General features: G+C 73.2%; 24 protein-coding genes. 13 read left to right on the forward strand and 11 right to left on the reverse strand.

Going from position 1 to position 24,554, the window contains the following annotated elements; all coding sequences use genetic code 11:
- Positions 1 to 31: 31 nt before the first annotated feature.
- Positions 32 to 550, forward strand: a complete 519-nt coding sequence (locus FHD63_RS15450) for an MOSC domain-containing protein (protein ID WP_139722824.1) — start codon at positions 32 to 34, stop codon at positions 548 to 550.
- On the opposite strand, the gene FHD63_RS15455 is transcribed toward FHD63_RS15450, so the two are convergent.
- The gene (locus FHD63_RS15455; RefSeq protein ID WP_139722825.1) at positions 547 to 1,509 is read right to left on the reverse strand and encodes a TIGR03557 family F420-dependent LLM class oxidoreductase; all 963 of its coding nucleotides are present in this window, start codon (positions 1,507 to 1,509) and stop codon (positions 547 to 549) included. The two genes, FHD63_RS15450 and FHD63_RS15455, sit on opposite strands and share 4 nt — an antisense overlap.
- Positions 1,510 to 1,646: 137 nt before the next feature.
- Between FHD63_RS15455 and FHD63_RS15460 the strand changes: the two genes are divergently transcribed.
- From FHD63_RS15460 to FHD63_RS15470, 3 genes are all read left to right on the forward strand, one after another.
- On the forward strand, positions 1,647 to 1,856 hold the full coding sequence (locus tag FHD63_RS15460; protein ID WP_139722826.1) for an antitoxin: 210 nt from the start codon (positions 1,647 to 1,649) through the stop codon (positions 1,854 to 1,856).
- On the forward strand, positions 1,853 to 2,341 hold the full coding sequence (locus FHD63_RS15465; RefSeq protein WP_139722827.1) for a glutathione peroxidase: 489 nt from the start codon (positions 1,853 to 1,855) through the stop codon (positions 2,339 to 2,341). The genes FHD63_RS15460 and FHD63_RS15465 overlap by 4 nt, the downstream gene beginning before the upstream one ends.
- An 83-nt stretch (positions 2,342 to 2,424) precedes the next feature.
- Complete coding sequence (locus FHD63_RS15470) at positions 2,425 to 2,943, forward strand: hypothetical protein (protein WP_139722828.1); 519 nt, start codon at positions 2,425 to 2,427, stop codon at positions 2,941 to 2,943.
- Positions 2,944 to 2,973: 30 nt separating this feature from the next.
- On the opposite strand, the gene FHD63_RS15475 is transcribed toward FHD63_RS15470, so the two are convergent.
- The 5 genes from FHD63_RS15475 to FHD63_RS15495 all read right to left on the reverse strand — a co-directional run bounded on the left by FHD63_RS15475 (position 2,974) and on the right by FHD63_RS15495 (position 8,211).
- The gene (locus tag FHD63_RS15475) at positions 2,974 to 4,011 is read right to left on the reverse strand and encodes an alcohol dehydrogenase catalytic domain-containing protein (protein ID WP_139722829.1); all 1,038 of its coding nucleotides are present in this window, start codon (positions 4,009 to 4,011) and stop codon (positions 2,974 to 2,976) included.
- 26 nt (positions 4,012 to 4,037) lie between these two features.
- Positions 4,038 to 5,033 (reverse strand): GTP pyrophosphokinase, encoded by a 996-nt coding sequence (locus FHD63_RS15480; protein ID WP_139722830.1) that lies wholly within the window; start codon positions 5,031 to 5,033, stop codon positions 4,038 to 4,040.
- Positions 5,034 to 5,106: 73 nt separating this feature from the next.
- Positions 5,107 to 6,378 (reverse strand): LssY C-terminal domain-containing protein, encoded by a 1,272-nt coding sequence (locus FHD63_RS15485; RefSeq protein ID WP_139722831.1) that lies wholly within the window; start codon positions 6,376 to 6,378, stop codon positions 5,107 to 5,109.
- A gap of 160 nt (positions 6,379 to 6,538) precedes the next feature.
- The gene (locus tag FHD63_RS15490; protein ID WP_139722832.1) at positions 6,539 to 6,991 is read right to left on the reverse strand and encodes a GNAT family N-acetyltransferase; all 453 of its coding nucleotides are present in this window, start codon (positions 6,989 to 6,991) and stop codon (positions 6,539 to 6,541) included.
- A gap of 32 nt (positions 6,992 to 7,023) precedes the next feature.
- Complete coding sequence (locus tag FHD63_RS15495; protein WP_139722833.1) at positions 7,024 to 8,211, reverse strand: MFS transporter; 1,188 nt, start codon at positions 8,209 to 8,211, stop codon at positions 7,024 to 7,026.
- Between the two features lie 93 nt (positions 8,212 to 8,304).
- Between FHD63_RS15495 and FHD63_RS15500 the strand changes: the two genes are divergently transcribed.
- The 5 genes from FHD63_RS15500 to FHD63_RS15520 all read left to right on the forward strand — a co-directional run bounded on the left by FHD63_RS15500 (position 8,305) and on the right by FHD63_RS15520 (position 14,243).
- Positions 8,305 to 9,321 carry a zinc-dependent alcohol dehydrogenase family protein gene (locus tag FHD63_RS15500; RefSeq protein ID WP_139722834.1) on the forward strand — a complete coding sequence of 339 codons (1,017 nt, stop codon included), beginning with the start codon at positions 8,305 to 8,307 and terminating at the stop codon, positions 9,319 to 9,321.
- A gap of 140 nt (positions 9,322 to 9,461) precedes the next feature.
- On the forward strand, positions 9,462 to 10,973 hold the full coding sequence (locus FHD63_RS15505; protein ID WP_174964952.1) for a GntP family permease: 1,512 nt from the start codon (positions 9,462 to 9,464) through the stop codon (positions 10,971 to 10,973).
- 4 nt (positions 10,974 to 10,977) lie between these two features.
- Positions 10,978 to 12,303 carry a four-carbon acid sugar kinase family protein gene (locus FHD63_RS15510; protein ID WP_139722835.1) on the forward strand — a complete coding sequence of 442 codons (1,326 nt, stop codon included), beginning with the start codon at positions 10,978 to 10,980 and terminating at the stop codon, positions 12,301 to 12,303.
- 70 nt (positions 12,304 to 12,373) lie between these two features.
- A complete protein-coding gene (gene pdxA / locus FHD63_RS15515) occupies positions 12,374 to 13,420 on the forward strand; it encodes a 4-hydroxythreonine-4-phosphate dehydrogenase PdxA (protein WP_139722836.1) in 1,047 nt (348 codons plus the stop codon).
- 40 nt (positions 13,421 to 13,460) lie between these two features.
- Positions 13,461 to 14,243, forward strand: coding sequence for a DeoR/GlpR family DNA-binding transcription regulator (locus FHD63_RS15520; RefSeq protein WP_139722837.1), 783 nt, complete (start codon positions 13,461 to 13,463; stop codon positions 14,241 to 14,243).
- A 12-nt stretch (positions 14,244 to 14,255) separates the two neighbouring features.
- On the opposite strand, the gene FHD63_RS15525 is transcribed toward FHD63_RS15520, so the two are convergent.
- Positions 14,256 to 15,878, reverse strand: a complete 1,623-nt coding sequence (locus FHD63_RS15525; RefSeq protein ID WP_139722838.1) for a bifunctional NAD(P)/FAD-dependent oxidoreductase/class I SAM-dependent methyltransferase — start codon at positions 15,876 to 15,878, stop codon at positions 14,256 to 14,258.
- A 77-nt stretch (positions 15,879 to 15,955) separates the two neighbouring features.
- Here FHD63_RS15525 and FHD63_RS15530 point away from each other — a divergent pair, with 77 nt between their 5' ends.
- Complete coding sequence (locus FHD63_RS15530; RefSeq protein ID WP_139722839.1) at positions 15,956 to 16,513, forward strand: helix-turn-helix domain-containing protein; 558 nt, start codon at positions 15,956 to 15,958, stop codon at positions 16,511 to 16,513.
- Between the two features lie 16 nt (positions 16,514 to 16,529).
- On the opposite strand, the gene FHD63_RS15535 is transcribed toward FHD63_RS15530, so the two are convergent.
- The 3 genes from FHD63_RS15535 to FHD63_RS15545 all read right to left on the reverse strand — a co-directional run bounded on the left by FHD63_RS15535 (position 16,530) and on the right by FHD63_RS15545 (position 19,411).
- Positions 16,530 to 17,132 carry a GNAT family protein gene (locus FHD63_RS15535; protein ID WP_139722840.1) on the reverse strand — a complete coding sequence of 201 codons (603 nt, stop codon included), beginning with the start codon at positions 17,130 to 17,132 and terminating at the stop codon, positions 16,530 to 16,532.
- An 83-nt stretch (positions 17,133 to 17,215) separates the two neighbouring features.
- On the reverse strand, positions 17,216 to 18,103 hold the full coding sequence (locus FHD63_RS15540; protein ID WP_139722841.1) for a hypothetical protein: 888 nt from the start codon (positions 18,101 to 18,103) through the stop codon (positions 17,216 to 17,218).
- 24 nt (positions 18,104 to 18,127) lie between these two features.
- Complete coding sequence (locus FHD63_RS15545; protein WP_139722842.1) at positions 18,128 to 19,411, reverse strand: hypothetical protein; 1,284 nt, start codon at positions 19,409 to 19,411, stop codon at positions 18,128 to 18,130.
- 92 nt (positions 19,412 to 19,503) lie between these two features.
- Here FHD63_RS15545 and FHD63_RS15550 point away from each other — a divergent pair, with 92 nt between their 5' ends.
- The 3 genes from FHD63_RS15550 to FHD63_RS15560 all read left to right on the forward strand — a co-directional run bounded on the left by FHD63_RS15550 (position 19,504) and on the right by FHD63_RS15560 (position 21,781).
- On the forward strand, positions 19,504 to 20,304 hold the full coding sequence (locus FHD63_RS15550) for a LysR substrate-binding domain-containing protein (RefSeq protein ID WP_139722843.1): 801 nt from the start codon (positions 19,504 to 19,506) through the stop codon (positions 20,302 to 20,304).
- A gap of 62 nt (positions 20,305 to 20,366) precedes the next feature.
- Positions 20,367 to 20,768 (forward strand): SRPBCC family protein, encoded by a 402-nt coding sequence (locus tag FHD63_RS15555; RefSeq protein WP_139722844.1) that lies wholly within the window; start codon positions 20,367 to 20,369, stop codon positions 20,766 to 20,768.
- Positions 20,769 to 20,776: 8 nt separating this feature from the next.
- The gene (locus tag FHD63_RS15560) at positions 20,777 to 21,781 is read left to right on the forward strand and encodes an arsenic resistance protein (protein WP_238705708.1); all 1,005 of its coding nucleotides are present in this window, start codon (positions 20,777 to 20,779) and stop codon (positions 21,779 to 21,781) included.
- Here the strand turns inward: FHD63_RS15560 and dnaB are convergent.
- Positions 21,778 to 24,339 (reverse strand): replicative DNA helicase, encoded by a 2,562-nt coding sequence (gene dnaB / locus FHD63_RS15565; RefSeq protein ID WP_139723177.1) that lies wholly within the window; start codon positions 24,337 to 24,339, stop codon positions 21,778 to 21,780. The genes FHD63_RS15560 and dnaB overlap by 4 nt on opposite strands.
- Positions 24,340 to 24,554: the final 215 nt, after the last annotated feature.

The following is a 24,554-nucleotide window of genomic DNA, read 5'->3' on the forward strand; positions in this document are numbered from 1 at the left end:
GGCCGGGGCCCGGCTGCCGCATCATGGGGGCATGTCGCAGCCGCAGGACCCGGTGCGGGTCGTGGAGATCGGGATCGCCCCGGGCAGCCGCCTGCCCGTCAAGCGGGTGCACGAGGTCGAGGCCGAGGCCGGGGTGGGCCTGGTCGGCGACCGCTACCACGGCAGCCGGCACCGGCACGTGACCCTCCAGTCACGCACCGACCTCGACGCCGCCGCCGCCGACCTGGGTCGACCGGTGACCGCCGCCGGGACGAGGCGCAACCTCACGGTGTCGCACGGGCCGGTGCCCACCCGACCGGGGACCCTCCTGCGGGTCGGCGAGGTGGAGCTGCAGGTCGTCCGGCTGGCCGCGCCCTGCCGGCTGCTGGACGACTGGCTCGGGCCGGGCGCGATGGCGGCCCTGCACGGACGCGGCGGCACGGTGTGCCGGCTCCTGGGGTCCGGGACGATCCGCGTCGGCGACGAGCTGTGGGTCGGCGAGGTGGCGCCGGCCCCCGTGCGGGGGGACGCCCCGCAGGGCCCGGGCCGGACCCGGCCCGGCGACCGCTAGCTCGACAGCCCCTGCAGCCGCGGCCGCAGCTCGTCGGTGAAGAAGCGCATGAAGCCGTCGACGTCCGGACCGGCGCTGATGAGGGCCAGGCGGTCGAAGCCCGCGTCGGCGAACTGGGTGGCCACCTCCACGTGACGCTCCACGTCCGGTCCGCAGGCGAAGACCTCGCGCATGGAGTCCGGGGTGATGAACTGCGTGGCCGCGTCGAAGTGGGCCGGGTTGGGCAGCTCGCTGTTGACCCGCCAGCTGCCGAGTCCGAACCGGAACATGCGGTGCGCGGACTCGGCCGCGCTCTGCTCGTCGGGGGCCCACGCGAGGGGCACCTCGGTGTAGCGCGGCCCGGAGCCACCGGCCTGCTCGAAGGCCTCGATGAGCGAGGCGTCCGGGTCGGTCGTGAAGATGCCGTCGCCGAGGTCCGCGGCGAGGCGGGCCGCCTGAGGACCGCCGATGGCGACGACGATGTCCGGCAGGGTGTCCGGCAGGTCGAAGACGCGGGCGTCCTCGATGGTGAGGAACTCGCCGCGGTAGGAGTGGTAGCCGCCCTGCCACAGCAGCCGGATGATCTCCAGGGCCTCGCGCAGCAGCTGGTGGCGGTCGCGCACCTCGGGCCACCCCTGCCCGACGACGTGCTCGTTGAGCCGCTCGCCGGAGCCCACCCCGAGGGTGAAGCGCCCGCCGGCGAGGATCTGGGTGGTCGCGGCCGCCTGGGCGATGATCGCCGGGTGGTAGCGGATCGTGGGGCAGGTGACTCCCGTCGCCAGGCCGATCCGCTCGGTCGAGGCCGCGATGGCGGCGAGCACCGACCAGGCGAACGGCGAGTGCTCGTGCTCGGGCAGCCAGGGGTGGAAGTGGTCGCTGATCTCGACGAAGTCGAAGCCGGCCCGCTCGGCCTCCACGGCCTGGCGGACGAGCTCGGTGGGGGAGAAGTTCTCGGCGAAGAGCTTGAATCCGATCTGCATGTCCACACCGTAGGAGCCGGCGGACCGTGGCGCGCGCCGTGCCGCCACGGCCCCCGGGCCGTCGTCGGAAACATGTGGGGTCCTGACACGTTGACCACCTGACAGCTCCGTCCGACCGCCGAGCAGAGGATTCCTGCATGCCGTTCCGCACCATCGCCGCCCTGGGCGCCGCCGCCGACGCGGCCCGCCGCTTCGCCCGCAAGAACCCGGAGAAGACGCGGTCCTACCTGGACAAGGCCGCCGACGTCGCGGACCGGCAGACCAAGGGCAAGTACTCCAGCCAGATCCGCTCCGCCTCGCGGAAGGCCGGGCAGGCGGCGCTCGGCGACGACGAGCAGCGTCCGTGAGGAGCCTGCACGACTTCACCGCCGAGACCCTGGCCGGCGAGCAGCGTGACCTCGGGGACTACGCGGGCAGGACCGTGCTCGTGGTCAACACGGCCAGCCGGTGCGGCTTCACCCCGCAGCTCGCGGGCCTGGAGGAGCTCCACGCCGAGCTCGCCGACCGCGGTCTGGTCGTGCTCGGTTTCCCGTGCAACCAGTTCGGCGGGCAGGAGCCCGGTGACGCCGAGGAGATCGGCGACTTCTGCCACCGCAACTACGGGGTGAGCTTCCCGATGTTCGCCAAGGTCGAGGTCAACGGCAGCGGTGCCCACCCGCTCTACCGCTGGCTCAAGCAGCAGAAGAGGGGCCTGCTCGGAGGGCGGATCGCCTGGAACTTCACCAAGTCCCTCGTGGGCCCGGACGGCCAGGTCGTGAAGCGCTACGCCCCCGCCACCGATCCGGCGACGATCCGCGCCGACCTGGAGACGATGCTGCCCCCGGGGCGGTGACCACCTGCCGGGGCCCGCTGGGCCCCGGCACCCGGCCCGGTGGATGAGAGGGTGGACCCATCGGACACGGAGGAGGCGCAGCCATGACGGACGGGCTCGACCCTGGGGAACGGGAGCAGCTGACCTACGCGCTCGACTCGCGCGTCGTGCCGCACCTCGAGGCGGCCGGCGCCGCGGTGCGGGAGGCCGAGCGCGCCCTGACCGACGCGCAGGAGCGGCGGGCGGCCGCGGAGCAGGCGGCGGAGCGTGCGGGCTACACGTCCGACCCGCTGCCATTCATGCGCCAGGGCGTCGAGGAGGAGGTCGACGGCCTCGCGCGCAAGACCACGGAGAAGAAGCTGCGGGCGTCCTACCGCTTCCTGGTGGACCGGGCCGTCGACCTGGCCGCGGCCGAGGTGCAGCGCTACGACGACGACCGGGTCGCGGACCGGAGGGAGCGCGAGGAGGGCGTCGAGGCCTGCCGGGAGGCGGAGCGGCGCGCGACGCTGGACCTCGAGGCGGCCCGGCAGATGCTCGAGCGCGTGCGCCTGGCCGAGCGGGCCGCCCGCCAGGGCCTGGACATCCTGGTCGCGCGGCTCGCCGACCCGGCTCAGCACGACTAGCCGACGACCGGCAGGTCCGCGACTGCGGGGTCAGCGACGGGGGTCGACGAGCGTCATGCCGGCGACGACGGCGCTGTCGAAGACCGGCAGCAGCTCGGCGGCCTCCTCCAGCCCGACGACGCGCTCGACGAGCCGCTCGGGCACCAGCGCGCCCTGCTCGATGAGGGCGAGCATCGCCGGGTAGTCGACGGCCGGCATACCGTGGCTGCCGAGCACGTCCAGCTCCCAGGCGATGACACGCTCCAGGGGCACCCGGGGATGGCCGACCACCCCGGGCAGCAGCCCGACCTGGACGTGGCGCCCCCGGCGGCGCAGACCCAGCAGCGCGTCGCTGCAGGTCTGCTCGCTGCCGACGGCGTCCACGGCCACGTGGCTGCCCCCGCCGGTCAGGTCGTGGATCGCCGCGGGCACGTCGCTGCCGTCGGCGAGCACGGTGTGCTCGACGCCCAGCGCGGCGGCGACCGCCAGGGCCTGCGGGTTGCGGTCGACCGCGACCACGCGCGCCCCCACCGCCCGGGCGATCATCGCGACGCTGAGCCCGACCCCGCCGGCCCCGACGACGCTCACCCACTCCTGCGGCGCCACCCTGGCCCGGTCGACGACGGCTCGGTATGCCGTGGCGAACCGGCACCCCAGACTCGCCGCCGTGGTCAGCTCGATCGTGGGGGGTACGGCGACGAGGTTGGTGTCGGCCGCGTGCAGGGCCACCAGCTCGGCGAACGACCCGTCGTGGGTGAACCCGGGTTGCTGCTGGTCCGGGCAGACCTGGGCCTGGCCCGAGCGGCACCACCCGCACCGGCCGCACCCGCACACGAAGGGCACCGTCACCCGGTCCCCCGCGCGCCACCGCCGCACCTGCGCGCCGACCGCGGTGACGACGCCGGCCAGCTCGTGGCCGGGGACGTGCGGGAAGGCGATGTCGTCGTGACCGGCCCAGGCGTGCCAGTCGCTGCGGCACAGCCCGGTCGCATGGACCTGCACGACCACGCCGTCCGGCGGGGCGACCGGCTCGGGGACCTGCTGCACCTGAGGCGTGGAGCGGGCGGCGGTCAGGACCATGGCGCGCATCCGGCGAGTCTGCCAGCCCGGTCGGGCTAGGTGTGCAGTCGCGCCAGCCGGGCCGTGAGCAGCTCCTGGCGGTGGGCGTTGCCGTGCAGGCCGACGTAGCGCTCGCCGTAGACCGACAGCAGCGAGTCGTCCAGCCGGCGCACCGCGCCCGGGGGGTAGCGGTAGCCCATCCGCGTCTCGATCGCCGTGTCGTCGACCACGCGCAGGACCTCCCGCAGCTCGGCCAGCGAGGTGACGCCGAGCTCGAGGAGCAGCCCGCTGATCCAGGCGTAGTGGTCGGTGCGCGACCACCCGGCGTCGGCGAACTGGCCGGCGAGGAACGCGGCGAGGTCGGTGGCCCCGATCCGCGGGTCGTCGTCCGGGGCGTCGGCCGGGGACGTCAACGCCTGCCGGTGCCTATCGCGGATGGCGGAGAACTGCTGGTCCGCCAGCTCCAGGAGCCCGGCGGCCAGCGTGAACCGGCGGTCGAAGTCGTGGGCGTGCTCCTGCGGCACCGACCCCTTGTAGCGGATGTCGTGCTCGAACTCGGCCCACGCGTGCTGCAGCACGGTCCGGATCTGCACCGACGCCGGTCGACCGGCCGGTATGCCCGCCGCCCGGGCGCGCTCGTCGTCGAGGGCGACGAGCAGGTGTCGGCTGGCGTAGCCGAAGCGGCCCTCGGCCGCGGTCTCCTGACCCATGTCGCGGTCGTCACGCACCTCGAGCTGGGCGTCCAGCAGCTGGGCGACGGCGTCGACGTCGTCCTGCACGTAGGTGACGACCCGCACGCCGATCTGGTCGGTGATGTCGGTGAGCGGCTTGGGGAAGGCCAGCCGGCCGCTCCCGGTCCGTCGCGCGGCCTTGCCGGCGAAGGACTCGACCGTCTTGGTCCGTCCGGTCACCGCGAGGTAGTTGATGCCGGCGTCGTCGAGCAGCTGGGTGACGAGCCCGACGTAGGAGTCGGTCGCGGCGCGCAGGGCCTCGTGCCCCGCGGCATACCGCGCGACCGCCCTGCGGATCCGGACCGACTGGTTGCTCGCCACGGACCCCAGCCTGCCGTATGCGGGACGCCGGGGTCGCAGGGGCATGGCCACGACGCCGCTCCGGCGCTCGGGGTCAGGCGGGTGCTCCGGCGGCCGAGCGCCGTCGGGCCCGGCGCGCGCGCCGGTCCGCCCGGAGGGCGGCCAGCCAGCGGGACGCGGACCGGTCGGAGAGGGCGAGGAGGGCCACGATCGAGGTCGAAGTCAGGAGCAGCTGCAGCGGCCCGAGGGCACCCAGCTCCAGGGAGGGGGCGACCATGGCGATCGCGCCGTCCAGGGTGAGGCCGGCCAGCACCACGTAGCGCGCCCAGGCGTGCCCGCGCAGGATGAGGACGAGCATCGGCACCTGGACCACGGCCTGGACCAGCGCGGTGACCGAGGCCAGGGCGAAGCGGCTGGCCAGGGTGCCGTCGCCCAGGTCCACCTGCAGCGCGCCGACGAGCACGCCGAGGACCTGCAGCAGCGCCCCCAGGGCGATGGCGCCGACGGCCACGAGGAAGACCGCGGGGCGCGGCGGGACGGCGTTGTTGGCCTGGTCGTCCTCGCTGCTCCGGGTCACCCAGGACGCCGCCGCGACGTCCGGCTCTAGGTCGGGCGGGGGGTCAGGCACGACCACGGAGGTCACGTCCAGGACGGGCAGGTCGCCGTCGGTGTGGATGGCGTCACCCCCGCCGTTGCGGTGGTGGTAGCCGGTGGAGAAGTCCTCGATGACGTCGACCGAGACCGGGAGGTCGGTGGCCCGCACCGTGTCCACGATGTAGTCGCGCTCGGCGTCGGTGTCGGCGTCGATCTTGTGGGTGACCTGCAGGGTGAAGAGCGAGAGGCCGACGGCGCGGTCGTAGGTGCCCGCGGCGACCCAGTCGACCTGGTGCCCCCCGGGGAGGAACCACCCCTGGGGGCAGCGCCACAGACGCACGTGGTGACGCTTGGCGGGGCTGTCCGCGACCTCCTGCTGGAAGGCGACGTCCTGCTGGCGACCGAAGAGGAACAGCGAGCTCACCGGCGCCTGCGGGTAGGAGCGTCCGGTCACGGACCCGGTGATGATGCGCCAGGACGTCCGGACGGTGATCGGGTCGGCGACCACCCAGCCGGCCTGCCGCATGACGGCGTCGATCTGCTCAGCCGATCCCCGGACCGCGAGGTTCACCGGGTCGCCGAGCAGCCCGTCGGCCGTGCGCACCCGGCCGATGAAGTACTCCGGCACGTAGATCTGTGTGAGCACGCGGTGCAGGCGGGGAAGGGCGAGGTAGGCCGTGATGACCCAGAACGCCACGAGGTAGGCCAGGTGCCACCAGTCCAGGTCCAGGCTCAGCCTCAGCAGCAGGACGGCGAACCACGCCGCGTACACCGCCCCGAAGACGAAGAGGGACCCGGTCCACGACGACGGACACCCCGCTCGGCCCGTGCGTGTCCACCCTGACCTTGGTCGGGTCGCTGCGGTAGCGCGGCAGGGGGCGCGGGGTGGGCACGAGGGCAGCGTAGAGCCCGGGGGTACCCGTGCGCAGGGGTCACCGACCGTGGCGGTCCGAGGCCGACCACGGCCAGTCGCTGCGCAGCCACCGCGCGACGGCGTCGGCGAGCGGCCCGTCGTGGGCCGCTCGGTCGGCGCGCACCCAGGACTGCACGCTGACGTCGGTGCCCTCCCGCTCGGGCGGGTAGAGGTAGACGCAGCCGACGACCTCCTCCCCCTCGAGCACGGTGTAGGTGAAGCCGCGCCCCGCCTCGAAGTCGGCGGCGTGCCGGCGCAGGTCCGCCAGGTTCTCCTCCGCGCTCATGCCCTGGGGCGGGGGCCAGTCGCCGTCGGGGTAGCCGGGGGTCGCTCGGATGTGGTCGATGCTCGAGGACCACGCGGCGAGGTCGGCCTCGTGGTGCTGCGGTCCGAGCGGCTCCAGCCGCAGCTCGCCGACCACGAGCGTGGTGGGAGCGGTGAAGCCGGCGGGGACGAAGGGTGGCGAGGACATCTGCCGAGGGTAGGGCCGAGCCGTCCGGAGGGTCACCGGGTTCTCGTCGTCGCGGCCGCGTGCCGCTCGCGCGCCATCGCCGCCAGCCCCAGCACCGGACCCGGGAGCAGGAGCCACGCGACCGCGGGCCCGAGACCGGCGTACGTGGCGGAGACGAGCAGGATCGACCCGGCGCTGAGGGCGAAGCCGAGGCTGTTCTGGATGGCCAGGGCGCTGCCGACGAGGTCCTGCGGGCAGGCCCGCGCGCTCAGGGCGGAGAACTGCGGGGAGTCGGTGATGACCGCGACGCCCCAGAGCAGCAGCGCAGCGAGCACGAGCCAGGACGGTCCCGCGACGAGCAGCGGGTATGCCGCGCACACCAGCCCGGAGGCCGCGAGCGCGACCACGGCGACCCGCGCGCTGCCCCAGGTGGCCGACAGCCGGCCCCCGACGACGCACCCCGCCGCCCCCACCGCGATGACGGCGAAGGACCACGCCGGGACGGCGTCGCCACCCGGCGCGAGGGCGTCGGCGACCAGGAGCGGGACGAGGGTCCAGAAGGCGTAGAGCTCCCACATGTGGCCGAAGTAGCCGAGTGCCGCGGAGCGGTAGTCGCGCACCGTGAAGGCGCGCAGCACGGCCCCCCAGCGCAGACCGCCCGGCGCCGCCCGGGGCAGGTGCGGCCCGTCCCCGAGGGCCAGGACGAGCGCCGCCGCGCCCAGGGCGAGGACCGAGGAGGTGAGCATCACCTGCGTCCAGTCGAGGCCCACGCCGACGGCCCGGATCCCGTGCGGCAGCGCCGTCCCGAGCGTGAGCATGCCCACCAGCCAGCCCAGGCTCGCGCCGGCCCGGCCGGGGTCCCAGGAGACGACCATCTTCATGCCCAGGGGGTAGACCCCGGCCAGTGCCATACCGGTGACGAAGCGCCACACCATCCCCTCGGCCGGTCCCGTGGCGAGCAGCGCGAAGCCCGCGTTGGTGAGGGCCGCCACGACGGCGGAGACCGCGAAGACCCGGCTGGCGCGGAAGCGGTCGGCCAGGCCGGACATCGCCATGCCGACGGTGCCGAGCGCGAAGCCCAGCTGCACCGCCAGCGTCAGCCGTCCGATGCCGGACGCGTCCAGCCCCCACTCCCCGCGCAGCCCCTCGGCCGCGCTGTTGGCGCTGAACCACACCGAGGTCCCGAGCAGCATCGCCACGACGACCGTGGCGACCGCGCGACGGGGGGAGGTCGGGGTCATGGGCCGACCCTAGGCCGCCGGGCCCGGGGTACGGTCCACCTGGCCGGACGGCGCAGCCGGACCGGCCCGTACCGACCACCACCAGGAGGAAGCATGCGCGGAGCAGTCATCCACGGACCCGGGGACGTCCGGGTCGAGGAGCGCGAGGACCCCACGGTCACCGAGCCCACCGACGCCGTCGTCCGGACCCTCGCCACCTGTGTCTGCGGGTCCGACCTGTGGCCCTACCGCGGGATCGCCGAGGTCGCCGAGCCCCGGCCGATCGGCCACGAGTTCGTGGGCGTCGTCGAGGAGACCGGCTCCGCCGTGGGGACCGTGCAGGTCGGTGACGTCGTCGTCGGCGGCTTCCTGCACAGCGACAACACCTGCCCCGTCTGCCGCGTCGGCCAGCACGCCAACTGCCAGCACGGGGGCGGGTACGCCGGGTGCCAGGCCGAGCTCGTCCGGATCCCGCACGCCGACGGGACCCTCCTCGCGACCCCCGGCCGACCCGACGACGACCTCGTGCCGAGCCTGCTGGCGCTCTCGGACGTCATGGGGACCGGGTGGCACGCCGCGGTCTCGGCGCAGGTGCGCGAGGGCGGCAGCGTCGTCGTCGTCGGGGACGGCGCGGTCGGCCTCTGCGGCGTGCTGGCCGCGAAGGTCATGGGCGCCGAGCGCATCATCGCCATGAGCAGGTACGCCGACCGCCAGGAGCTCGCCCGGACGTTCGGGGCGACCGACATCATCGCCGAGCGGGGTGAGGAGGGCGTCGCCGCGGTGCGGGACCTCACCGACGGGATCGGGGCCGACGCGGTGCTCGAGTGCGTCGGCACCCAGGACTCCGTCGTGCAGGCGCTGCAGTCGGCGCGGCCGGGCGGCATGGTCGGCTGGGTCGGCGTCCCCCACGTCACCGACATCCCCCAGGAGCACATGTTCTACCGCAACGTGGGCCTGCGCGGCGGGATCGCCCCGGTCCGCGCCTACCTCCCCGACCTGCTGCGCCGGGTCCTCGACCGCGAGATCGACCCCGGCCAGGTCTTCGACCTCGAGCTGCCGCTCGAGCAGGCCGCGGAGGGGTATGCCGCGATGGACGAGCGCCGCGCGATCAAGGTGCTGCTGTGGCCCTGAGACAGGACGCCGGTCCGGCAGGCGATCCTTGTGTGCTCAGATCGCGCAACACTCATGCTTGATCTGCGCAGGCTTGCCTGCCAGACTCGGGCGCACCCGGGACAGCGCCGCCCCGGGCCCGCGCACCCAGGAGAGTCATCGTGGACATTCAGCTGCTGCTCGCGCTCGTCGCGGGCATCGCGACCATCATCGTGCTGGTCCTGCGGACCAGGCTCGATGCCTTCATCGCCCTGCTCGTGGCCTGCGTGGTCACCGGGATCCTGGCCGGTCAGGAGCTGACCGGCATCGTCGGGTCCATCACGACAGGCTTCGGCACGACCCTCGGCAACATCGGCATCGTCATCGGCCTGGGGGTGGCCATCGGCAAGATCCTCGAGGTCTCCGGTGCGGCCGACGCGCTGGCCCGGGCCTTCCTCAAGGCCTTCGGGCGCGGTCGCGAGGAGTGGGCCCTCGGGTCCGTCGGGTCCCTGGTCTCGATCCCCGTCTTCTGCGACAGCGGCTACGTCATCATGAACCCCCTGGCCCGGTCCATCGCGCGGGTCAAGCGCGGCGGCTACGTCGCCCTGGCCCTGGCCCTGGGCTGCGGGATGACGCTCACCCACCACATGGTCCCGCCCACCCCCGGCCCGCTCGCGGCCACCGGCATCCTGGGCGCCGACCTCGGCCTGGTCATCGTGACCGGTCTGGTCTTCACCGTCATCCTGCTGCCGGTGGTCGTGGTCTACGCCCGCTGGATCGGACCGACGCTGGAGGACAAGATCGTGCCCGAGGTCCGGGACGTGGTCTACCCGCACCTCGCCGCCGTCGGTGCCGGCGGACGCCGCACCACCCGCACCGGTGCGCAGGGTGGGTCCGCCGGTGAGCACGGGGCCGAGGCCACCGACGAGACCGAGCACGACGTCCAGACCTACGACCCGGAGACCTACTTCGGCGAGCCCCCCGCCGGGGAGGAGCACCGCCGGGTGGGCGCCCTGCTCGGCTCCCTGCCGCTCGCGATCCCGCTCGCCCTCATCGTGGCCAACACCGTGACCGCGGCGGTCGACCGGAACCAGCAGGGGGCGCTCTCCGGCGACTACGAGGCCAGCGGGTGGACGGCGCCCTTCGCCTTCCTCGGCAACCCGGTCGTGGCCCTCGTCATCGGCGCCATCCTGGCCGTCTACGTCCTGCTGCCCCGCTGGACCCCGCGGAGCAAGGTGCAGGGCTGGCTGGCCGAGGCGGCGGCGTCCGCGGGTCTCATCCTGCTCATCACCGGTGCCGGCGGGGCGTTCGGCCAGGTCCTGCGCGACTCCGGCGTGGGCGACGCGCTCGCGGAGGCCATCGCCTCCACCGCGCTCCCGGCGTTCCTGGTGCCCTTCGTCATCGCCACCGTCGTGCGCATCGCCCAGGGGTCCGGCACGGTCGCCATGATCACCGCCGCCTCGGTCACCGCGCCCCTCGTCGACACCCTCGGGGTCGACCCGGTCGTCGCGGTGCTCGCGTGCACGGCCGGCTCCATGGTCTTCAGCTACTTCAACGACTCCTACTTCTGGGTCGTCACCCGCTTCACCGGCCTAGAGGGGACTGCGGCCCTCAAGGGCTGGTCCGGCATCACCACGGCCGTGTGGGCGGGGTCGATCCCGCTGCTCTTCGTGCTCAACCTCATCATGGGCTGACCCGGTGGCCCGCGTCCTCGTCGTCGCCGACGACCTCACCGGGGCGAACGCCTGCGCGGCCGGGTTCGCCCGGGCGGGTATGCGCGCCGTGACCCTCGGGCAGACCGACCCGGCGGGGACCATCGCCGAGTTCCACTCCTGCTTCGACGTCATCGTCGTCACGACCGAGTCGCGGCACGCCCCCGCGGCGGAGGTGCGCGAGCGGGTGGGGGACGTGGTGCGGGCCGGGTGGCCGGTCGAGCTGCTGAGCACGCGCATCGACACGACGCTGCGCGGCAACGTCGGGGTCGCGACGGAGGCGATGCTCACCGTCGCCCGGGAGGTCTCCGACCGTCGCGTCGTGGCGCTCTGCCTGCCCGCGCACCCCAGCGCCGACCGGGTCACCGTCGAGGGCCACCAGCTCCTGCGCGGCATGCGCCTGGAGAGCACCGAGCTGGCCCACGACCCCCGTGCCCCGGTCGACACCTCGGACGTGGCGGAGGTGCTCTCTCGCTCGACCGACCTGCGGGTGCGCCACCTGCCGCTGCGCCTCGTCACCGGGTCGCAGGAGGAGCTCGTCGCCGGGCTGCGCGAGCTGGTGACCGACGAGGTCGACGTCGTCGTCGCCGACGCGATGACCGTGGAGCACCTGGACCGCGTCGCGACGGCGGCCACCGCCTCCACCGACGACATCCTCTGGGTCACGGTGGACCCGGGGCCGGGCGCGGTGGCGATGGCGTCGGCGATGGGGCTGCCCGAGCACTCGAGGTCGGGGCCGCTGCTGGCGGTGTCCGGCTCGGCGACCGAGCTGACCCGCACCCAGCTGCAGCGGCTCATCACGGACCGCCCCTGCCGCGTCGTGCGGCCACGGACCCTGGACGACTCGGTCGTGCCCGACGTGGACGCGACGGTGCCGCTGCTGGTGGAGGAGCTGGAGCAGGCCGAGCCCGGGGCCGTCGTCCTGCTCGCCACGGTGCTCGACGCCCGCGAGCTGCGCCCGCTGTCCGCCGACGAGGGGGAGGCCCTGCCCGCCGCGCTCGGCCGGATCACCCGGCGCGCGCTGCAGGAGACACGGGTCGACGGCCTCTACACGACCGGCGGGGACATCACCGCCGCGGTCCTGCACGAGGTCGACGGCCAGGGCCTGGAGATCGAGGACGAGGTCGTCCCCCTCGCGGTCGCCGGGGAGATCGTCTCCGGCCCCTGGGCGGGCCTGCCCATGGTGACCAAGGGAGGGCTGGTCGGCGACGCCGAGACCGCCCTGCTGTGCCTCGACCGGCTCGCCGGGATGGCCCGGGACCGCTTGCGCTCGGTCCGCACCGCGACCTCGCACGAACGCGCGAGACGATGACCACGACCACGACCACGACGACCCGGCACCACCGCATACGGCACCACTGCACCCAAGGAGATGAGTTCGCATGAGCACCACCCCGGTCCTCGCACTGACCGTCGGTGACCCCGTGGGCATCGGCCCGGAGATCACCGCCTCGACCCTGGCCGAGTTCGCCGGCACCCCCGACCACCACGGGATCGCCGTCGGCGACCGCGTCGCCCTCGAGAGGGCGGTGGAGGTCCTCGGCCTGGACGTCGAGGTCCGGGTGGTGTCCGACTGGAGCACGCCGTCCGCCGGCGAGGGCACCATCGACGTCTTCGACATCGGCGTGCTCGAGGGCGACATGCCGGAGTGGGGGTCCGTCGACGGCAGGGCCGGCCGGGCCGCGATCACCGCCATCGAGGTCGCCACCCGGGCGGCCATGGACGAGCAGATCTCCGGGATCGTCACCGGTCCCATCAACAAGGAGGCCATCTGGGAGGCCGGCAGCAAGCACCTGGGCCACACCGAGATGCTCGGCGAGCTCACCGGGGTGACCAAGCAGGACACGATGTTCGTGGTCCGTGACGACGCGGAGGGGGCCCACCACCTGCGCATCTTCTTCGCCACGCGGCACCTGTCGCTGCGCAAGGCCCTCGACGCCATCACGCTGGACTCGCAGGTGGACTCCATCGTGCGGGCGCACCGTGCCCTCGAGGTCTTCGGCGTCGACAACCCGCGGCTCGCGACCGCCGCCATCAACCCGCACGGCGGGGAGAACGGCGCCTTCGGCGACGAGGAGATCGAGATCCTCCGCCCGGCGGTGGCCGCGGTCAAGGAGCGGGGTCTCGAGGTCGCCGGCCCCATCCCCGCCGACTCCGTCTTCCACCACGGGCTCACCGGGCGCTACGACGGGGTGCTGTCGCAGTACCACGACCAGGGCCACATCGCCGCCAAGACCTACGACTTCGACGGCACCATCTCGGTCACCGTCGGGCTGCCCGTGCTGCGCACGTCCGTGGACCACGGCACCGCCTTCGACATCGCCGGCCAGGGCACGGCCGACCACGGCACCATGCGCTCGGCCTACCTCGCGGCGGTCGACTACGCTCCGTTCGTCGCGGGCATCCGGGAGGAGTACCTCCCCCGCTGACGGGGTGACGAGCAACGGCAGACAGGGCGGGGACGAGAGCATGGGCCAGACCTCCGGGGTGACGCAGCGCAGCCGCCGGCAGCGGCTGCGCGAGATCGTCGCCCTGCTGCGCTCCGGCGTCACCCGGGTCGAGGACCTCGCGCTGGCGGTCGAGGTGTCCGAGTCGACCCTCCGGCGTGACCTCGCCGCGCTGGAGGCCGAGGGTCACATCGACCGCACCTACGGCGGCGCGCGGCCGTCCGGGCCCTACCGCGAGACCCGGCTCGGGGAGCGGATGCGGATCGAGGTCGCGGCCAAGGCGCGCATCGGTGCGGCAGCGGCACCCTGGGTGGAGGAGGGGTCGACGATCTTCGTCGACGCCGGTTCCACGTGCGCCCAGCTCGTCGAGCACCTGCGCGACCGGAGCGACCTCACGGTCCTCACCCGCGGCCTGGAGATCGGGCTCATGCTCGCCGACAGCCCGGTCCACGTCATCGTCGTCGGAGGAGCGGTCTCGCCCTCGAGCCACGGCCTCGCCGGCGCCGTCACCCTCTTCACGCTCGAGCGCTTCGCGGTGGACGTCGCCTTCCTCGGCTGCGACGCGGTCCACCCGTCGCGCGGGGTGGGCGAGCCGACCCTCGAGGAGGCGGCGACCAAGGAGATGGCGGCACGGCACGCGGGGCGCGCCGTCGTCCTGGCACACGCGGCCAAGCTCGCCGTCGAGGCGGTGCCCGCCTGGGCCCAGCTGCCGCCGGGCTGGACCCTCGTCACCGACGAGGAGGACCCGCAGCGCCTCGACCCCTTCCGCGAGTCCGGCGTCCAGGTGGTGAGCGTGCCGGCCTGAGCGGCTCCCGCGTCAGCCCTCCCGCACCGCCCGCAGCACGACGTCGTCCACGTGGTGGGTCGAGGCGGCACCGGCGGGGCGGGGCCGCGTCTCCCACACCTCCACCCGCCACCCGGCCTCGGCCTCCAGGGCGGCGGCGACCTCCTCGACGCCCACGTAGGCGCCGGGGTCGAACATCCGGGTCTGCTCCGCCGGGTCGACCGGGTCGCGCAGGGGGGTGAGGTCGTGGCCGACGACGAGCAGCGTGCCGCCGGGGGCGACGGAGCCGAGCAGCGTGCGCAGCCCCCGCTGCTCCGGCGTGCGCAGGAAGGAGCCGTACTGCAGCGAGACGAGGTCGTAGGTGCCGGCCCCGAAGGCACCGGGGGTGTTGACGTCCCGGTGCAGCAGGGTCACCTCGAGCCCGCGGCGCTCCGCCTCGGTGCCGACGTGCGCCAGCGCGGCTCCGGAGATGTCGGTGGCGGTGACGTCCCAGCCCCGCTCGGCCAGCCACAGCGCGTCACCACCCTCACCGGCGCCGACGTCGAGGGCCCGGCCGGGCGGCATACCCTCGACCTCGGCGACGAGGGTGCCGTTGGGGTTGCCGCTCCACATCCGCTCGCCGGTGCCGTAGCGCGCGTCCCAGTCACCCTCCTCGCCCGCGGTGCGCTGCGCGGAGCGGAGGTCCTCCTCGGCCAGGCTGAAGGCGATCATCGCGCCGATCCGGCTGCCGTGGGCGGCCGCGGGCAGCACCTGCAGCGAGGGGTCGGTGAGGTTGCCGGCGCCGTACACCCCGGGCACGGCGGTCTGCCCGGTCATCGGGTCCACCTGCAGCACCTCGCCCAGGCCGCTCGGGTGGGCGCTCGCCTCGATCCCGAGGGGGGCCAGGGCCTCGACCCGGGCGCGGAAGCGGGTGCCGACCATCACCGCGTCGGCCTCGAGCGCGCGACCGTCGACCAGCTCGACGCCGCTGACGGAGCCGGTCGGCCCCACGGTCACCCGGCGGACGTCGGTGCGCACCACGGGCACGCCGGCCTGCTCGAGGGCCTCGAGCGCCGCCTCGTCGACCCCGGCCACGTCGTGGAGCACGACGGTCAGCCGGTCGGTGAGGTGGCGCAGCAGCGCGGTGGGGTGCAGGGCCATCGGGTGGGTGACCACCTGGACCAGGCGCTGGTCGCGCACCTCGTACCCGTGGCAGAACGGGCAGTGGATGACGTCCTGTCCCCACCGCTGCGCGACGCCCTCGATGTCGGGGAGCTCGTCGACGATGCCGGTCGCCACGAGCACGCGTCGGGCCAGGAGGGCGTGCCCGCCGCTCAGCTGGACGCGGAAGCGCCCGTCCTGCGCGGGACGGACCGCGAGGACACGGCCGGTGAGCACCTCGCCGCCGTAGCCGCGCACCTCCTCCCGGCCGACGGCCACCAGCTCGGAGGGCGGTGCACCCTCCCGCCCGAGGTAGCCGTGCATGTGGGCTGCGGGGGCGTTGCGGGGGGTGCCGTCGTCGACGGCGATCACGGTCCGACGCTGGCGGGCGAGCTGGAGCGCTGCGGCCAGGCCGGCGGCCGAGCCGCCGACGACCGCGACGTCGCACTGGCGCTCCAGGACAGGTCCGGAGCCATGGTCGTGGTCGTGGTCGTGGGAGTCGTCGTGCCTCGTCATGCTCACCACGCTAGCCCGTCCATGCACGATGCGGGAGCCAGTTTGCAGAATTCGCAATCTCTCGGCAGGCTGGGGGCATGAGCCCCACCACCGACGTCGAGACGCTGGCCCGCACCCGGCTGCGCAGCCTGCGCACCACGCTGGGCTACTCGCTCGAGGAGCTGGCCGAGCGCACGCACCTCAGCCCCTCGACGATCAGCCGCATCGAGACCGGACGGCGGACCCTCGGGCTGGACGTCCTCGTGCCGCTGGCCCAGGCGCTGGGGGTGAGCCTCGACGCCCTCTTCGAGCGCCCGGGGGACGACGACGTCGTCATCCGGCCCTCCCCGCACACCTGCGGGGGTCAGACGACGTGGCCGCTCAGCCGCCCCGACGGTCGCACCGTGGCGATCAAGATGCGCCTCGAGCCCTCGACCCGCGACCCCGACCAGCGGGTGCACCCCGGGCACGACTGGTTCGTCGTCATCGAGGGGCGGGTGCGGTTGCTGCTCGGGGACCGCGAGATCGAGGTCGACACCGGGGAGGCGGCCGAGTTCTCCACGATGACCCCGCACGCGATCCGCGCCGTGGACGGCCCCGCCGAGCTCGTCATGATCTTCGACCGCGAGGGGCAGCGGGCGCACGTGCACCAGTGACGTCCGCTCTTCCTGGTCAGCGCGCGGGCACCCGGATCGACATCACGCAGTTCTTCAGGCCCTTGGGGCGGACGTAGGTGAACCCCAGACGCTCGTAGAGCCGGCGGGTGCCGTTGTAGAGGAACGAGGACGACATCTTCTTCGTCTGGTGCGTCAGGTCGTGCGGGTAGGCCTCGACCAGTCCCCCGCCCTGCTGCGCGACCAGGTCGAGCGCACCGCGGATCGCGACCTCGGTCAGACCGCGGCGACGGTACCGGCGGTCGACGAACACGCAGGTGATGCGGTAGTCGGGGTCGGCGTCCTTCTCCTTGTCGTACTGCTTGCGGTGGTGGATGTTGGGCAGCTCCTCCGGGGTGCCGAACTCCGCCCACGCCACCGCCTCCTCGCCGTCCATGACGAGGGCCGCGTGCGCGAGCCCGGACTCGACGTACTCGCGCTTCATCGTCCTGCTGCCCTCGGCTCCGGGCAGCCGGTCGGCGCACGAGGGCTGGAAGTAGGTGCACCAGCACCCCCCGAAGATGCCGTTGTGCCGCAGGACGAGGTCGTCGAAGGCCTGCCACGTCTCGGGGGTGAGGGGTCGGACCTCGAGGTGGGCGACGTCGCCGGTGTCGGTGCTCATGGCCTCAACCTAGGGGGTATGCCGGACACGTCGCGTCCGCGTGGACCGTCCACCACAGATGGTCACCGCGGCACGACGGCAGCTCAGTGGAGGGACACGAGGGCTCTGATGAGGGCTGTCCCACCACCGAGGTCGTCCAGAGCCTTGCCCAGCACCGCGCCGTGGCTCCGGCGCCGGTCGGTGGCCCGCTGCGCCCGGCCAGTGACCGGTGAGCTCGTCAGCAGGTCGCCACGGCGGACCGGTCCGCCCGCGTCGCACACCCACACCCAGACCTTGCCGGTCAGAGCGACGGGCACCCCGCCACCCAGCCCGCCGTCCATCACGAGCGCAGGTCGGTGCGTCCCCGCGCCGCTCACGACGCCGACCACACCCGGGTCATAGGCCCGCGAGCAGGCGCGCACCCTGTCCCCGTCGTCGAGCACGACCACCGTCCCCGGATCGAGTGCGTCGTCGCCGACGGTGAAGCGTTCGGCCAGGTCGGCTCCCTGGAGCACCACGTCGCCGCCCACCCGGACGGTGCCCGCGACATCCAGGTCGCGGTCGGCACGCACGTCACCGAGCAGGTGCACCTTGCCCTCGAAGCGGCCTGCCCACTCCGGACCCCGGGCAGTGACGCCTGCGTGGCCAGCGCTGCGGGTCTCGCCCACCACGCCGTGCCCGGCGTTGCCCACCCCCGCGACGCCGCACCGGTCGGGTGCGACGGATTCGCCCCACACCCCCTGGGCGAGAGCGCTGAGGCCCAACACCCCAGGGCGGTCCCCCTTCGCCTGTCCCTGGACACCAGCGCCGCTGCTGCTGATGCCGAACACCCCCGCCCCCGGTCCACCGGTCTGCCCGCGCACCCCGTCGCCCTTGGGGCTGATCCCGACGACACCGGGATACTGCTCCTCGAAAGCGCGAAAGGCCCGCTGGACCCGTGCCAGCTGCTCCTCCGTGAGCACGTCACGGACGAGGAACTCGTCGTCGGGCATGGTCGGTCTCCTCTCCTGTCGGTCCTACTCGACGCCGCCGCGGAGGGCGGCCACCTGGGCGAACCAGGGACTTCGAGGGTTCCGTGCGCCGTAAGCGGCCTGTCGGTCCTCAGGTGCGGGGCCCTGCCCCAGCGCAGGGTCGATGCTGTAGTTGCCGCGCCCGCACCACCAGTCGGCGACGATGTTGGCCTGCTGGTCGGTTCCCCAGGACGTGCTGTCGGCCCACGGCGTGTCCGGATAGCTGTAGTGCCTGAGCGTGGACGCGACGACGGCACGGCAGTAGAGCGCAGGTGTGAAACGGGTGTGCACCGCCTGCCACACGTGAGTCATCTCGTGGAAGAACACGTGGCCCCGCGGCCAGCGTGCGTCGTCGTCCGCGTGGCCGTCACCCCCGTATCGCAGAGGGCCCGTCTCCAGGGCCCGGCCGATGTTGACGAGGATGGGTCCGCCCGGGTGCGGGACGGTGAAGGGACGGTCACCGAGCCCCAGCAGGTTGGTGAGCACCACCTTGTCATAGGGGATCCGCCCCGGACCGAAGACCTCGTCGCACGCGCGCCGCTCGGAGCCGGTGAGGTGGCGGTGCTCGATGGCGGCGCGGGCGGTCGCCGCGCCCGCCCAGAACGCCGGGTACGCGGCACCGGGTCCGAGCACGAGCACCGCACCCCCCGAGGCGACGACGCCGACGAGACCCGGCACGAGAAGCTCTTCGGCGTCGAGTGCGTCAGCGGCACGCCCCGCCACGACCAGGCCGGCCCCCGTGACGCCGAGGGTCGCGTTGGCGAGCGCCAGCTGTCCGAGGAGCGCAAGTCCGTCGCCGACCACGCCGAGCGCATCGGTGCTGTACTGCACGTTGCGGACGATCGGGGCGCTGCGTACCTGCGCCCAGTGTGCTGCTACCGGCGCGACGAAGGTGTTCTGCGCCCACGAGTACCTCCTGGCACCCTTGCGGTTGGTCCCGTAAGCCGTGCCACCGTCGGCGAAGCTGAAGGCGGCGTCGCGCGCGACCCCGTCCGAACCGGGCAGCGTGACCCGGACGGTGACCGTGATGCTCGCGCGGTAGCTGGGCCAGCCGCTGGCGTGGACGAACCCGGAGAAGTGGATGAAGCCGTCCGAGCGCAGCTCCAGGCGGAAGGCACCGCCGAGCGCGACCCCGGACGGGGTGACGATGCGATCGGTGTGCACCCGGGTCTGCAGGAACGCGCCGGTCACCGTGGTCGCCCGGGGCGGTGGTGGCACCACCACCGTCCGGGCGACGGACCGTAGCGAGGTCCCCTGCTCGCCATAGGCCCGTCGCAACGAAAGGCTCATGGGGTCATGCTGACCATCGCGGGTCCGTGCCGACATCAGGGAAAGCCCTGAACTTTCGGGCCCCTGGCGCTCCCGCGGTGCCATCATCAACCATGAGATCCGTCAGCGGACTGCGGGTCGGGGTGATGCCCGCGACCGGCCCCGGAGCCCTCTACCGGGCCCTGGCCCGGGTCCGCCACCACGATCCGGGGTGCCCTATCCGGGTAACGGAGAGCTGGGGGTCGCCCGCCGACCTGCATGCGGTACGCGAGGGCGACCTGGACGCCCTGGTGCTGGTGGGTCCGGTGAGCGACCCCTCGCTCGAGGTCGTCAGGGTGCGCGCGGTGGACCGCCACGTCATCGTCGCTGCGGACCACCCGCTCGCTGGTCGGGCCGTCGTACGGCTGGACGACCTCTTGGACCTGCCGACCTTCCGCAGGCCCGAGGGCGTGCCGCCGCAGTGGCGCTCGTACTGGCTGAACGTCGATGACCGCGGCGGCGAGCCACGCTACGTGGGCAGGGGGACGACCGAGATGGACGCGCTGCTCGCCATCGGTGGCGGTCGCGTCATCGGGGTCGCCCCTCAGGGGTGGGGGCGACGAGCAGGTCTGGCCAGTCTCCCGGTGGTCGACCTCGATCCCGCCGCCGTGGTGCTGGTCACCCGGCGAGGGACGACGGAGCCCCAGGTACGCCACTTCATCGACGGGATCGCCGCCTCGCCACCCGGACTGTCCCGGGCCGAGCGACGGGTCGCGGCCCTGGTGGTCGAGGGGTACGCCGACGCCGAGATCGCCCGCGCGCTGTCGCTGTCACCACGCACGGTCGAGAGCCAGCTGGCCAGTGCACGCCGCAAGCTGGGGTTGCGCTCGCGGGCGCACCTGGCCGCCTACCTGGCCGGGGGCGGGCTGCCCTAGCTGCCCCCCGGACCGCACCACCTGCCGAGCTGCGCCGCTCGCGACGTGCGAGGCTTCGGGATGTGAGGAGCCGTCACGTCAGCCGGGTCGTCCGGGCAGACCGCGACCGGGTCTACGCCGTCGTCGCCGACCCCGACCACCTGCCCCGGTGGGCGCAAGGGCTGGCCAGCGCACAGGTGACCCGGGACGGGGACGACCTCGTCGTGGAGTCGCCTATGGGGCCGGTCCGCGTGCGCTTCGTCCCGCGCAACCCCTACGGCGTCGCCGACCACGACGTGACCCTCCCGTCCGGTACGACCGTCACCAACCCGCTGCGGGTCCTGGCCCATCCGGACGGCAGCGAGGTCGTCTTCACGGTCCGCCAGGTCGAGCTCACCGACGAGGAGTTCGAGCGCGACTGCCGGACGGTGGCCGCGGACCTCGCCCGGCTGGCTCGCCTCGTCGAAGACCGCTCCCGCGGCTGACGGACGACGTGCCGCGCCGAGTCGTCGCGTGGTGGGACGCCCACCAGGTCCCGCTCCTCCTCACGGCGATCGCCCTCGGCGCCGCCGTCGGGATGGCCCGCCCCCAGCTCGGACCGGTGCTGGAGCCGGGCATCGAACCGTCCCTCATGGCCCTGCTCTTCGCGACCTTCCTGGGCGTGCCCCTCGTCGACGTCGGCCGCGCGCTGCGCGACACCCGCTTCCTGGGCAGCGTGGTGGTCGCGAACTTCGTCGTGGTCCCGCTGGTCGCCGGGGTACTGTCGCGGTTCGTGGCGGAGGACCCCGGCCTGCTGCTGGGCGTGCTGCTGGTGCTGCTGACCCCGTGCGTCGACTACGTCATCGTCTTCACGGGGCTGGCCGGCGGGGCACGCGATCGGCTGCTCGCCGCCGTCCCGCTGCTCATGGTGCTGCAGGTCCTGCTGCTGCCGCTCTATCTCGTGGTGCTCGCCGGACCCGGGGTGCTGTCGGTGGTCGAGGTGGCGCCCTTCGTGGAGGCCTTCCTGCTGCTCATCATCGTTCCGCTGACGGCGGCCGCCCTCGTCCAGGCGATCTCCCCACGGCATCGCGCCGGCCGTCTGGTCGAGGACACCATGGCTGCGGCGATGGTTCCCCTGCTGATGGCCACCCTGGCGCTGGTGGTCGGCTCCCAGGTCGCGAGGCTGGGGGCGCAGGCGGCAGAGGTCGCCCGGGTGGTGCCCATCTACGTGGGCTTCGTCGTCATCGCCCTCGCCGTCGGGATGGCCGTGAGTCGCGCCGCGCGTCTCGACGTGCCGTCGACGCGGGCGGTGGTCTTCTCCACCGCCACCCGCAACTCCCTGGTCGTGCTGCCGCTCGCGCTGGCGCTGCCGGCGTCGTTGGCGGTCGTCCCGCTGGTCGTCGTGACCCAGACGCTGGTCGAGCTCGTCGCCATGGTGGTCTTCGTCCGCCTGGTGCCCGCCCTCACGCGGGAGACGACGAGCCCCACGGCCACCGCACCCGCCGACGACGGCGCCTAGAAGTTGCTCGCCATGTTGGTGAACCGGCTGTAGTGCCCCTGGAAGGCGACGACGACGGTGTCCGTCGGGCCGTTCCTGTGCTTGGCGACGATGACGTCCGCCTCGCCTTCACGGGGTGACTCGCGCTCGTAGAGCGACTCCCGGTGCAGCAGGATGACGACGTCCGCGTCCTGCTCGATACTGCCTGACTCGCGCAGGTCGCTCATCTGCGGCTTCTTGTCCGTCCGCTGCTCCGGGCCGCGGTTGAGCTGGGAGAGCGCGATGACCGGCACCTCGAGCTCCTTGGCCAGCAGCTTGAGCGCCCGGGAGAACTCGGCGACCTCCTGCTGGCGCGACTCCACGCGCTTGCCCGAGCTCATGAGCTGCAGGTAGTCGATGATGACCATCCGCAGGTTGTTGCGCTGCTTGAGCCGGCGGCACTTGGCCCGGATCTCCATGAGCGACATGTTGGGGCTGTCGTCGATGAACAGCGGCGCGTCGGTGATGCGGCCCTGCGTCTCGGCCAGCCGGGTCCAGTCGCGGTCGCGCATGTTGCCCTTGCGCATGTTCTGCAGCGGGATCTCCGACTCCGCCGAGAGCAGGCGCATGGTGATCTCGGTCCGGCTCATCTCCAGGGAGAAGACGACCGTCGCCATCTGGTGCTTGATCGCCGCGGCCCGGGCGAAGTCCAGGGCGATGGTCGAGTTGTGGGTCGGGATCATGGACCGACCCGCAAGATAGAGGTGGTCACGAGCGGCTACCTGCACGCAGCGCACCGGAACACTGTCAACGGGACGCACGTCACAGATGAATCGCGAGTTGCGCCGCTGGAAGGATCTCGAGCGCCGTTCCTTATGGACGAGGCGCTTCCGCTCCAGCCGGAACACGTCTTCGTCGCTGGAGAAGGTCAAGGTGTGTGCCACGGAAGAGGCCGCGGTGTGTCCTGCGACAGTCTTCCGGCTCCGCCCGCACCGATAGCCCAGACCGACGACGAGCTCGTAGACGTCCTCGGCGAGCCGAGCCGAGGTGGTCGTGAATTGCGGACAGCCACTTGCAGCCACCGTGCCGTCGGTGTCAAGGAGGCCCGCCAGAAGTGCCCGCCGTTGCGGCTCGCTCGCACGGAGGTATGACATGGGGATGTGCTTGTTGCCCAGCACCCCGGTGCGTCGCAGCAGGGCTCGCACCGAACCGTGGTCGGCGTAGCAAGCACGGCACCTCCGAGACCCGCTGGACGGGCGGCCACAATCTGGACAGATGGCCACAGACGGCGATCCCACGCCTCTTGACCGACCGCCACACACCCGGCCACAGGTCTTCACCTGCGAGGTGTGCGGGGTGAAGGGCTCGCCACACACCACACAGTCTCGAGGGGGGATGGTCTCGGCGGGAACATGCAGTGAGTACAGGTAGTCACCGTGGTGACGCACCTCGACACCCTCGGCCTCGAGGTGCATGACGATCTCAGGATCAGCTGAGGTGAACCGTGCGCCAGCAGACTCACCGTCACCCAGCCAGACACCCAAGACGTAGGGCGACAGGACCAGCTGCGCCTCAGGGAGGTCGAGAGGCGCAGCGAGAGCGACGCTGTGGTTGAGGCGGCCCTCCGCCGTGGCGCAGCGCATTGTTCGCGCGATGTCCCCCGTGGTGCGGGCTGACGACGCATCCTGCCGAGACCCCCGTCGCTCGGCTCGCGTGCTGGTCACCCATAGATGCTCCTCGTCGGCCACGATGACCGACCCGTCGGAGAACTCCACCTCGTAGCAGGGACGGTCGTGCATGACCTCGGTCGCCGCGACGACGGAGGTCGGCCGACCGTCAGCCCCCAGCAGCTCGTCACCGACGGTGACCTCGCCCATGGTGGTCCAGCCGCCGGGCGTCGGCAGCGGGGTCTCCAGCGCGAGCGCCTTCCCGACAGCCGGCCTGGCCGCGATGATGACCATCTGCCCGGGGTGCAGGCCGTTGGTCAGCTCGTCGAGCTCGGCGAAGCCGGTGGGCACGCCGGTCATCTCCCCCGAGGACCCGGCCGCGTGCTCGATCTCGTCCATCGTGGGCTCGATGAGCATGCCGAGCGCCTGGTAGTCCTCACCGCCACGCTTGTCCGCGACGGCATACACCTCCGCCTGGGCGGCGTTGACGATGTCCTCGACGTCGCCCCCCTGGTAGCCGATCTGCACGATCCTGGTGCCGGCGTCGACGAGGCGCCGCAGCACCGCGCGCTCGGCGACGATCTCGGCGTAGAACGCCGCGTTGGCGGCCGTGGGCACCTCGGCGATGAGCTGGTGGAGGTATGCCGTGCCCCCGATCCGCTGCAGGTCGCCCCGCTTGGTCAGCTCGTCGCCGACGGTGATCGCGTCCACCGGCTCGCCGCGCGAGTAGAGGTCGACGCACGCCTCGAAGATCGTCTCGTGCGCCGGACGGTAGAAGTCCTGCGCCTTGACCATCTCCGAGCACTCGGCGATGGCGTCCTTGGACAGCATCATCGAGCCCAGCGCGCTGCGCTCGGCCGCGACGTCCTGCGGCGGGAGGCGGTCCTCCGGGCCCCCACCCGGGCCCTGGTCCGGCGGTCCGTAGACCTCCATCTCGCTCAGCGCCACGCCGGCCTCCTGATCATCGAACTCCAGTGCGGACCAGTGCAGCACCGCCCACCGACAGACCCTCGCGCGCAGGTGCCGACGGCCCACCGTACGGCCCCGGGGCCGCGCCCGCCGCACTCCCCTGTGGAGGACGTGTGGACACCCTGGGGACACGGTGGGGACGACGGGACGGCGCGCCGGGCACCCCTGTGGACGACGCT

The organism is Serinicoccus chungangensis (assembly GCF_006337125.1).
Lineage (GTDB): Bacteria > Actinomycetota > Actinomycetes > Actinomycetales > Dermatophilaceae > Ornithinicoccus > Ornithinicoccus chungangensis.

Bases quoted from the DNA above. Each gene is read 5' to 3' on its own strand.
- FHD63_RS15450 (WP_139722824.1), top strand. From the start codon at position 32: ATGTCGCAGCCGCAGGACCCGGTGCGGGTCGTGGAGATCGGGATCGCC.
- FHD63_RS15455 (WP_139722825.1), bottom strand. From the start codon at position 1,509: ATGCAGATCGGATTCAAGCTCTTCGCCGAGAACTTCTCCCCCACCGAG.
- FHD63_RS15460 (WP_139722826.1), top strand. From the start codon at position 1,647: ATGCCGTTCCGCACCATCGCCGCCCTGGGCGCCGCCGCCGACGCGGCC.
- FHD63_RS15470 (WP_139722828.1), top strand. From the start codon at position 2,425: ATGACGGACGGGCTCGACCCTGGGGAACGGGAGCAGCTGACCTACGCG.
- FHD63_RS15475 (WP_139722829.1), bottom strand. From the start codon at position 4,011: ATGCGCGCCATGGTCCTGACCGCCGCCCGCTCCACGCCTCAGGTGCAG.
- FHD63_RS15490 (WP_139722832.1), bottom strand. From the start codon at position 6,991: ATGTCCTCGCCACCCTTCGTCCCCGCCGGCTTCACCGCTCCCACCACG.
- FHD63_RS15495 (WP_139722833.1), bottom strand. From the start codon at position 8,211: ATGACCCCGACCTCCCCCCGTCGCGCGGTCGCCACGGTCGTCGTGGCG.
- FHD63_RS15500 (WP_139722834.1), top strand. From the start codon at position 8,305: ATGCGCGGAGCAGTCATCCACGGACCCGGGGACGTCCGGGTCGAGGAG.
- pdxA (WP_139722836.1), top strand. From the start codon at position 12,374: ATGAGCACCACCCCGGTCCTCGCACTGACCGTCGGTGACCCCGTGGGC.
- FHD63_RS15520 (WP_139722837.1), top strand. From the start codon at position 13,461: ATGGGCCAGACCTCCGGGGTGACGCAGCGCAGCCGCCGGCAGCGGCTG.
- FHD63_RS15525 (WP_139722838.1), bottom strand. From the start codon at position 15,878: ATGACGAGGCACGACGACTCCCACGACCACGACCACGACCATGGCTCC.
- FHD63_RS15530 (WP_139722839.1), top strand. From the start codon at position 15,956: ATGAGCCCCACCACCGACGTCGAGACGCTGGCCCGCACCCGGCTGCGC.
- FHD63_RS15535 (WP_139722840.1), bottom strand. From the start codon at position 17,132: ATGAGCACCGACACCGGCGACGTCGCCCACCTCGAGGTCCGACCCCTC.
- FHD63_RS15540 (WP_139722841.1), bottom strand. From the start codon at position 18,103: ATGCCCGACGACGAGTTCCTCGTCCGTGACGTGCTCACGGAGGAGCAG.
- FHD63_RS15545 (WP_139722842.1), bottom strand. From the start codon at position 19,411: ATGAGCCTTTCGTTGCGACGGGCCTATGGCGAGCAGGGGACCTCGCTA.
- FHD63_RS15550 (WP_139722843.1), top strand. From the start codon at position 19,504: ATGAGATCCGTCAGCGGACTGCGGGTCGGGGTGATGCCCGCGACCGGC.
- dnaB (WP_139723177.1), bottom strand. From the start codon at position 24,339: ATGGAGGTCTACGGACCGCCGGACCAGGGCCCGGGTGGGGGCCCGGAG.